The 9,159-nt window shown below is 71.7% G+C and carries 6 protein-coding genes and 1 pseudogene; 1 reads left to right on the top strand and 6 read right to left on the bottom strand.

What is annotated here, in order from left to right; genetic code table 11:
- The 6 genes and pseudogenes from STRTUCAR8_RS34910 to STRTUCAR8_RS34885 all read right to left on the bottom strand — a co-directional run.
- Nucleotides 1-317, bottom strand: a pseudogene (locus tag STRTUCAR8_RS34910) (endoglycosylceramidase); the annotation flags it as partial.
- 52 nt (nucleotides 318-369) lie between these two features.
- Nucleotides 370-1,173, bottom strand: coding sequence for a class I SAM-dependent methyltransferase (locus tag STRTUCAR8_RS34905; RefSeq protein WP_006380945.1), 804 nt, complete (start codon nucleotides 1,171-1,173; stop codon nucleotides 370-372).
- Nucleotides 1,170-2,045, bottom strand: coding sequence for a dTDP-4-dehydrorhamnose reductase (rfbD, locus tag STRTUCAR8_RS34900; protein WP_006380947.1), 876 nt, complete (start codon nucleotides 2,043-2,045; stop codon nucleotides 1,170-1,172). Before rfbD ends, STRTUCAR8_RS34905 begins: the two co-directional genes overlap by 4 nt.
- Nucleotides 2,042-3,046, bottom strand: a complete 1,005-nt coding sequence (gene rfbB / locus STRTUCAR8_RS34895) for a dTDP-glucose 4,6-dehydratase (protein ID WP_006380948.1) — start codon at nucleotides 3,044-3,046, stop codon at nucleotides 2,042-2,044. The genes rfbD and rfbB overlap by 4 nt, the downstream gene beginning before the upstream one ends.
- The gene (locus STRTUCAR8_RS34890; RefSeq protein ID WP_006380950.1) at nucleotides 3,043-4,110 is read right to left on the bottom strand and encodes a glucose-1-phosphate thymidylyltransferase; all 1,068 of its coding nucleotides are present in this window, start codon (nucleotides 4,108-4,110) and stop codon (nucleotides 3,043-3,045) included. The genes rfbB and STRTUCAR8_RS34890 overlap by 4 nt, the downstream gene beginning before the upstream one ends.
- An 81-nt stretch (nucleotides 4,111-4,191) precedes the next feature.
- Complete coding sequence (locus tag STRTUCAR8_RS34885; RefSeq protein ID WP_044473424.1) at nucleotides 4,192-6,669, bottom strand: SpoIIE family protein phosphatase; 2,478 nt, start codon at nucleotides 6,667-6,669, stop codon at nucleotides 4,192-4,194.
- A gap of 156 nt (nucleotides 6,670-6,825) precedes the next feature.
- Here STRTUCAR8_RS34885 and lanKC point away from each other — a divergent pair.
- The coding region (gene lanKC / locus STRTUCAR8_RS34880) for a class III lanthionine synthetase LanKC (RefSeq protein ID WP_006380946.1) at nucleotides 6,826-9,159 on the top strand (2,334 nt) is incomplete at its 3' end.

Here is a 9,159-nt window from a genome sequence, read left to right as displayed (position 1 = left end):
TTCGACCGCCACACCAGCACCGAGTACTGGCCCGAGCCCACCAGTTGGGACACGTTGGGCAGTGAACTGGGCACCGGGTTGCAGGTCAGGGTAGTGGACCCGTCCCGCGAACGGTCCTCGAAGGTGAAGGCGAGCGCCGTCCCCGCCGTGGCGCCCGGATAGACACGGTCCAGCATCCGCGCGTCCTGCCGCAGCACCGCCGTACCGGCGTCGTCGAGGCGTACGGGGGACAGGTCCTCGTCGTTCCAGCCGTCACCGGAGGTGATCACCTTGTCGGCGTTGTCGTTCATCAGCTCCCTGCAGCGGCCGTTGTAGATTTAAAACTGCCACTAATTGCTGGACAGCCGCAGGCCTTTGTCCGGTTCCGCGTCAGCGGGTGGTGCTCAGCGGCTGCAGGCTGCGGCGCAGCTGCTCCAGGCCCTTGCCGCGCTTGGTGCCGCGGTTGCGGGACTTGACGAGGGGGGCCCAGAAGGCGGCCTCGACGAGGGTCTCCGGCTTGACCGCGGGCGTCCGCTCCAGGACGCTCTCGGGCACCTTCTGCGGGTCCGGGACCTCGAACTCCGCGATGATCTCGTCGTACTTGTCCTTCAGCACCGTGTTGTCGGGGTCGGCGCCGAAGACGATGAGCTGTCCGGTGGGCGCCGTGTCGACGAGGACCGTGACCAGGTCGGGGCGGTACCGGGCGAGGATCTCGATCAGCTTGTAGACGTCGCCGGTCCAGGCGTTGGTGTGCCGGTCGCGGGCGGCCTCGTCGATGCTGCGCGGCAGCATGTCGTCGAGGACGATGACGCTGGCCCAGTCCGAGTGCTTCTCGACGTTGATGAAGTCGCGCAGCGCGTACTCGAACAGGTGCATGCCGTCGATGAACGACAGGTCGAGCGTGGTGCGCTGCCAGTAGCCGAAGGGGCTGCGGTTGCGGGCCAGGTTGCGCAGCGGGTGCCGGCCGCCCTTGAGGTGGGCGAGGGGGTTCTCCCGGGCGAAGAAGTCGTCGCTGGTGGCCTTCGCGAGATGGACGTCGGCGCGGATCTCCGACACCACCTTGAACGCGGGGTCGATCGCGATGCTCGGTACCCGGGACAGGGTCAGGCTTCGGCCGTCGTTGACGCCGATCTCCAGGTAGTTCCTGTTCGCGCTGACCTTGTGGAGCTCCCGGAGGAACTCATGGCGTTTCACGAGGAAATCTCCTTGCGGATGTGTGGCAGTGCTTCGTGCAGGGCGGTACGCCAGTCACGGAGGGCTCCGAGACCGGTCTGCTGCCAACGGCTGTGGCCGAGGGCGCTGTATGCGGGCCGGGGTGCGGGCCGGGTGAAGGCCGCGCTGGTGGTGGGGTGTACGCGGTCCGGGTCGGCGTCGACGAGGCGGAACACCTCTCGCGCCAGCTCGAACCAGGTGGTCTCGCCGGAGTTGGTGGCGTGCAGGACACCGTGTGCCTCGGGTCCGATCAGGGGTCCGAGGTCGGCGATCCGCACGGCGACGTCGGCGCTCCAGGTGGGCTGGCCGCGCTGGTCGTCGACGACGTCGAGGGTGTCCCGACGCGCCTCCAGGTCGATCATGGTACGCACGAAGTTGCCGCCGTGCGCACCGTACAGCCAGGCCGTGCGCAGGACGACCCCCGTGTCCGGGAGCGTGGCCAGGACGGCCTGTTCACCGGCGAGTTTGGTGCGGCCGTACGCCGTGCGCGGGGCCGGGGTGTGGTCCTCGGGGTACGGCGTGTCCCGGGCCTCGCCGTCGAACACGTAGTCGGTGGACACGTGGACAAGTCGGGCGTGGTGCGCGGCGCAGGCCTGAGCGAGCAGACGCGGTCCGACGCCGTTGATCCGCAGCGCCGTCTCCTCGTCCGTCTCGGCGTCGTCGACGGCGGTGTAGGCGGCGCAGTTGACGACCAGGTCGGGCTCGTGGTCGGTGAAGACACGGCGCACGTCGTCGGGGTCGGTGATGTCCAGGGCGGCGCGGGCGAGGCCCACGACGTTCTCCCCGCGCCTGAGGAGTTCCTCGACGGTGTCGCGGCCGAGCATGCCGGCGGCGCCGGTCACCAGCCACTTCATCCGCTCACCTGCTTCTCGTTCTTCTTCGCCTCAGCGCCGACGCGTCGCTTGAGGGGCTCCCACCAGGCGCGGTTGTCGCGGTACCAGGCGACGGTGGCCGCGAGGCCGGCGGCGAAGTCGTGGCGCGGGGTGTAGCCCAGCTCGTCGTGGAGCTTGCCCCAGTCGACGGAGTAGCGCAGGTCGTGGCCCTTGCGGTCCTCGACGTACTCCACGCTGTCCCAGTCGGCGCCGCAGGCTTCGAGGAGCAGCCCGGTGAGCTCCTTGTTGCTGAGTTCCGTGCCGCCGCCGATGTTGTAGACCTCGCCGGGCCGGCCGCCGGTGCGCACCAGGTCGACGCCCTGGCAGTGGTCGTCGACGTGCAGCCAGTCGCGGACGTTGAGGCCCTCGCCGTACAGCGGGACCTTCTTGCCGTCCAGCAGGTTGGTGACGAAGAGCGGGATGACCTTCTCGGGGAACTGGTGCGGCCCGTAGTTGTTGGAGCAGCGGGTGACGCGCACGTCCAGGCCGTGGGTGCGGTGGTAGGAGAGGGCGAGCAGGTCCGAGGACGCCTTCGACGCCGAGTAGGGCGAGTTGGGGGCCAGCGGGTGGTCCTCGGGCCAGGAGCCGGACTCGATCGAGCCGTACACCTCGTCGGTGGAGACGTGCACGAAGGGGCCGACCCGGTAGCGCAGGGCGGCGTCCAGCAGTACCTGGGTGCCCACGACGTTGGTGCGGACGAAGTCGGCGGCGCCGTCGATCGAGCGGTCCACGTGGGACTCGGCGGCGAAGTGGACGACCTGGTCGGCCTCGGCCATCAGTTTGTCGACGAGTTCGGCGTCGCAGATGTCGCCCTGGACGAACGTCAGCCGGGGGTGTTCGGCCGGCAGGTTCTCCAGGGTGCCCGCGTACGTGAGCTTGTCCAGCACGGTGATCCGGGGCGCGTCGGGGGCGTCGGACGCGAGGAGTGCGCGGACGTACGTGGAGCCGATGAATCCGGCGGCGCCGGTGACGAGGAGGTTCATGAGTGGATCTGCACCTTGCTGTGGTCTCCGAGGACGAGGCGGTGGGCGCTGGGAACACTGGGGGCCGGGGTCACCTCGACGTGCCTGCCGATGAGCGACGACTCGATGCGGCCCACCCCGGCGATGGAGGAGTCCCGCAGCACGATGGAGAACTCCAGCTCGCTGTCGGTGATCCGGCAGTTCTCGGCGACGGAGGTGAACGGTCCGACGTAGGAGTCGCTGACGACGGTTCCGGCGCCGATGACGACGGGTCCGACGATGCGTGAGCGGCTGATGCTCGCGCCCTCCTCGATCACCACCCGCCCTATGGTCTCGGACGCGGTGTCCACGTCGCCGTCGATCCGCCGCTCCAGGCCCTCCAGGACCATGCGGTTGACCTCCAGCATGTCGGTGACGTTCCCCGTGTCCTTCCAGTAGCCCTTGATGAGCGTGGATCGTACGTCGGACCGGGCGTCGATGAGGTACTGGATGGCGTGGGTGATCTCCAGCTCACCGCGCCGGGAGGGGCTGATGGAGCGTACGGCGTCGTGGATCGCCGGGGTGAAGAGGTACACGCCGACGAGCGCGAGGTCGCTCTTGGGGTGCTCGGGCTTCTCCTCCAGGCCGATCACCTGGCCGGCCGCGTCGAGTTCGGCGACACCGAAGGAGCGCGGGTCGGGCACCTGGGTGAGCAGGATCTGGGCGTCGGGACGGAGGCGGCGGAACTCGTCGACGAGGTCGCTGATGCCGCCGATGATGAAGTTGTCGCCGAGGTACATGACGAAGTCGTCGTCACCGAGGAAGTCCCGGGCGATCAGCACCGCGTGGGCCAGGCCCAGGGGCCGTTCCTGCGGGATGTAGGTGACCTTCAGGCCGAACCGCGAGCCGTCGCCGACCGCTTCCTCGATCTCGGCGGCGGTGTCGCCGACGATCATGCCGACCTCGGTGATGCCCGCGTCGGCGAGGGATTCCAGGCCGTAGAACAGCACGGCTTTGTTGGCCACGGGTACGAGCTGCTTCGCCGAGGTATGGGTGATCGGCCGAAGCCGCGTACCGGCGCCACCGGAGAGCACGAGAGCCTTCATCCGTTCACCCTAGCTTCGATTTCCCACGACGTAATATCCGGTGCCGCAGCGTGACCGGTGCGGGAGCCCGCTCGCGTCCCCTCAGGGCTCCAGGGCGAGCTCGCTCCACACCTGTTTGCCGCCGCTGACCGGGACGGTTCCCCAGGCCGCCGACATCGCTTCGACCAGGAGCATGCCCCGGCCGCCGGTGGCCTCCCAGCCGAGGTTCGTCGGTCTGATGGGGGTGCGGGGCGAGTTGTCCGCGACGGCGACGCGCAGCCGGCCGTTGAAGACGGTGAGGTCGAGACGGACCTGGCCGTCGGTGTGCACGAGGGCGTTGGTGACCAGCTCGGAGACGACGAGGAGCACGGTGTCCATGTTCTCCTGGAGGCCCGCCTCGCCCGCGACACCCCAGGTGCGCAGGGTGCGCCGGGTGAAGCGGCGGGCGTGCCGGACCGCCTCGGGCACCCGCCACACCGTCCAGCTCTCGCGCAGCGGGCGGTGCTCCATGCCGTCGTAGCGCAGCAGGAGCAGGGCCACGTCGTCGTTGCGGTTGGCGCGGGCGAGCAGGGCGTCGGCGACCAGACCGAGGTGGGCGGGGGCGGCGGCGGCGAGGTCGGCTGCCAGGGCGTCGAGGCCGTCCTCGATGTCGATCTCGGCGGACTCGACGAGACCGTCGGTCGTGAGGGCGAGCAGGGTGCCGGGCTGGAGGCGCAGCAGGCTCATCGGGTAGTCGGCGCGGGCGACGACGCCGAGCGGCGGACCGACGTCGGACTCGGGCACCTCGGTGGTGCCGTCGGGGTGGCGGACGACCGGGGGGAGGTGGCCGGCGCGGACGTACCAGGCGGTGCCCTCCTCCATGTCGACCTCGACGTAGCAGCAGGTGGCGAAGAGGTCGGTCTCCATGTCGGCGAGGAGCCGGTTGGCGTGGGAGACGACGACGTCCGGCGGGTGGCCCTCGACGGCGTAGGCGCGCAGGGCGGTGCGCATCTGGCCCATGAGGGTGGCGGCGCCCGCGTTGTGGCCCTGGACGTCGCCGATGACGAGAGCGACGTGGTTGTCGGGCAGCGGGATCACGTCGTACCAGTCGCCGCCCACCTCCAGGCCCTCGGTGGTCGGGAGGTAGCGGGCCTCGGCGACCCCGCCGGGCAGCTTGGGCAGGCGGCGGGGCAGCAGGGAGCGCTGGAGCATCCCGACGAGTTCGTGCTCGGCGTCGAAGGCGTGGGCGCGGGTCAGTGCCTGGCCGGCGAGGCCGGCGGCGGCGGTGAGCAGGGCACGTTCGTCGGTGCCGAACTCGTGCGGGCTGTCCCAGCCGATCAGGCAGACGCCCGCCATCCGGCCGCCTGCGGGCAGCGGCAGTACGGCGAGGCCGCCGGGGCCGACGCCGTCGAGGGCGGGTTCGAGTTCGGTGCCGGCGGGCCAGATCGCGGCGCGGCCCTCGCGCAGGGCGGCGGCGAGTGTGGGCATGGAGCGGACGGGTGACTCGGGCCATTCGGAGCGCCATTCCAGCCGCCACAGCTCGGGCCAGGACTCGGGTTCGGGCGGGTCGAGGACGGTGACGACGAGCCGTTCGTTCTCCAGCTCGGCGAGGGCGATCCGGTCGGCCAGCAGCGGCTCGCGCAGGGCGGTGACGACGGCCTTGCTGACGTCGCGGACGGTCCCGGCGGTGGCCAGGGCGGCGGCGAGTCGCTGGACGCGGGCCACGTCGGTGACGCCGGAGCGCAGGGTGGAGGCGTCGCCGACCGTGCCCACGAGCCGGGCGGGCCGCCCCTCCCCCGTGATCGCGAGCCGCCCGCGCAGCCGCAGCCACCTCGGCGGGCCGGCGGGCTGGAGCACCCGGAACTCCAGTTCCCTGTCGCCGATGGACATGTGGTCGGCCTCGACGACGGACATCAGGGAGGGCAGGTCCTCGGGCACGGTCAGGCCGAGCAGGGTCTCGACCCTGCCGTCGAAGTCCGCCCGGTCGAGCGCGAACAGTTCGAGGAGTTCGTCGCCGACCTCGACGCGTCCGCTGTCCATGGCGAGGCTGAAGGCGTTGGCCGGCAGTTCGCCGAGGTCTCCGGGGGCGGGCGGAGCGGGCCAGGCGACGGCGTCGGCGAGCAGGCCGAGGCAGTCCCGGGCCTCGTCGTCGAAGCCGCCGGGGCTCTCCGTCACGGCGAGCAGACAGCCGCCGTCACCGACCACCGCACCCGCGCGGACGGGCAGGGCGGCCAGATGGACGTCACCGGCCGGCATCCGCCGGGACTCGGCGCACTCGGCGAGGTCGTCGGGGCCCAGCCAGACCGGCCGTCCGGTGCGGTGGGCGTCGGCGGCGGGCGAGTGGGCGGCCACGGGGTAGCTGTCGCGCAGGCCGTACAGGGTCCTCGGCACACCGGCCGACTCGACCAGGCACAGCACGTCGACGGAGTCGCCCGGGGTGTAGACGGCGGCGACGGTCGCCCCCGCGAAGACGAGCGTCTGTTCGAGGACGCGGCGGAGGCGTTCACGGGGATCGAGTTCGACGGCGAGCGACTTGAGGGCAAGTTCGGCGCGCGCCGTTCTCCTTCCGCGACCCGCGTCCTCTCTGCCCACGTTCGTCATTACAGCGCGTATGGGGCCCCGGCGCAGCCCCTGGCACTCGGGTGCGTCGGCCACTGCCGTACCTGTGCGTTCCGCACAGTGCTCTCGTGACAGCCGTGACTGTCGGGACCCGCCCACGGACTGGAAGGCTCGGTGCCAGCCATCGAGGAGGTGGGCATGGACCAGCGGTACGAGGTGTACGCACTCGCCGACCAGCACTTCTACGAGACACCGGACCGGTTGTCCGGCGCGGGCGAGGCCGCTCCCCAGTTCGAGACGGCCCGCCGGGCGGTACCGGAGGGCTGGCGTGCGGGACGGATCGGCGACTGGCTGGCACTGACGCCGGTCGGTCCGGACGGCGACCCGCTGCCCGGACCCACCCAGGGCTGGAAGGTGCACGCGTCTGCCACCCGGGCGAACGCGGAGCGCATCGCCGCGGCGGTGTGGGACTACTGCGTGCCCCGCGGTATCCCGTTCAAGTTCCTGCCCGGCCCCCATCTGCTGCATCTGCGGAACACCAAGTACGCGGGCCGGGACGGCAGCGGGAAGTTCGTGACGGTCTACCCGGCCGACGAGGACCTGCTGCACCAGGTGCTGACCGAGCTGGGCGCCCTGCTGGAGGGCTGCGAGGGCCCGTACATCCTCACCGACCTGCGCTGGCGGGAGGGCCCGCTGTACGTCCGTTACGGGGCGTTCGCACGCTCCTTCGTCGTCGACGAGCGCGGCTCGCTCGTGCCCGCCGTCCGGGACGGCGAGGGCCGGCTGGTGCCGGACCGGCGCGCGCCGTCCTTCCAGGTCCCCGACTGGGTGCGGCTGCCCGCGTTCCTGGAGGCCCAGCTCGCGGCCCGCAACGCGACGACGGTCGCCGATCTGCCGTACCGCATCGAGAAGGCCCTGCACTTCTCCAACGGCGGCGGCGTGTACGTCGGCACCGACACACGCGACGGGAGCCGGGTCGTCCTGAAGGAGGGGCGACCGCACGCGGGGCTGGCGGCCGACGGCGCGGACGCGATCACCCGGCTGGAGCGCGAGCGGGCGGCGCTGCTGCAGGTGTCGGGGCTCGGGACGGTGCCGGAGGTGCGTGACTGGTTCACGCTCGGGGACCACCGCTTCCTCGTCATGGACTTCATCGAGGGGCGCCCCCTCAACTCCTTCTTCGCGGAGCGCCATCCGCTGCTCACCCACGACCCCGATCCGGGGGCGGTGGCCGACTACACGCGCTGGGCGCTGCGTATCCACCGCGCGGTCGAGGAGACCCTGGAGGCGGTGCACGCGCGCGGGATCGTCTTCAACGACCTGCACATCTTCAACATCATGGTCGCGCCCGACGAGGAGTCGGTGTCCCTGGTCGACTTCGAGGCGGCGGCGCCGGCCGAGGAGCGGGGCCGCCAGGTCGTCGCCCACCCCGGCTTCTTCGCGCCGCCCGACCGCAGGGGCGTGGACGTCGACCGGTACGCGCTGGCGTGTCTGCGGCTCGCGCTCTTCATGCCCCTGACCACCCTGTTCGTGGTGGACCGGGGCAAGGCGGCCCACCTGGCCGAGGTGATCGCCGGCCAGTTCCCGGACGTACCGGCCGATTTCCTGGCCGAGGCGGTCGCCGAGATCACCCGTGACGTGTCCGCGCCGGGAACGGGGCGCCCCGCGCCCTCGCCGCCGCCGGCTCCCGTGGAGCCCGGTGACTGGCCGTACAGCCGGGACTCGATGGTGAAGGCGATCCTCGCCTCCGCCACTCCCGAACGCGACGACAGGCTCTTCCCCGGCGACATCACCCAGTTCTCCGACGGCGGCGGACTCGGCCTCGCGCACGGCGCGGCCGGGGTCCTGTACGCGCTGTCCCAGGCGGGCGCCGAGCGGTACGAGGAGGGCGAGCGCTGGCTGCTGGCCCACACCGACCCGGTGCCGGTGGGCACGCCGCTGGGGCTGTACGACGGTCTCGCGGGCGTCGCCCACGTCCTCGACCTGCTCGGGCACCGGCCGCGTGCGCTGGACCTGATCGACCTGGTCCTCCGGGAGAAGTGGCACAAGCTCTCCTCGGACCTGCGGGGCGGTCTCGCCGGGCTGGGTCTGGTCCTCGGCGGGCTGGCGCGCACGACCGGGGAGCCGGAGTTCGCCCAGCGGGCCCAGGACGTCACGGACATCCTGGTGAGCCGCCTGGACGAGCCGCTCCCGGACCCGAAGAAGCGCCGCGCCGGGCTGCTGCGTGGAGCGAGCGGGCCCGCCCTGCTGTTCCTCAGGCAATACGAGGCGACCGGTGACCCCGCGCTGCTCGACGCGGCCGGTACGGCGCTGCGCCGGGACCTGGACGGCTGCGTCGTACAGCGGGGCGGTGGCCTTGAGGTCGACGAGGGATGGCGGACGATGCCGTACCTCGCGGAAGGCAGCGTGGGGATCGGCCTGGTCCTCGACGACTACCTGGCGCTCTCCGCGTCGGCGGGGCGCGACCCGGCCCGCGCGGACGGCCGCGTGGGGTTCGAGGAGGCCCGGGACCGGATCCTGATCTCCGCCGCCTCA

This window comes from Streptomyces turgidiscabies Car8 (assembly GCF_000331005.1).
GTDB lineage: Bacteria > Actinomycetota > Actinomycetes > Streptomycetales > Streptomycetaceae > Streptomyces > Streptomyces turgidiscabies.
The sequence above is the reverse complement of the archived record's forward strand: the minus strand, read 5'-3'. Positions and strand labels throughout refer to the sequence as shown.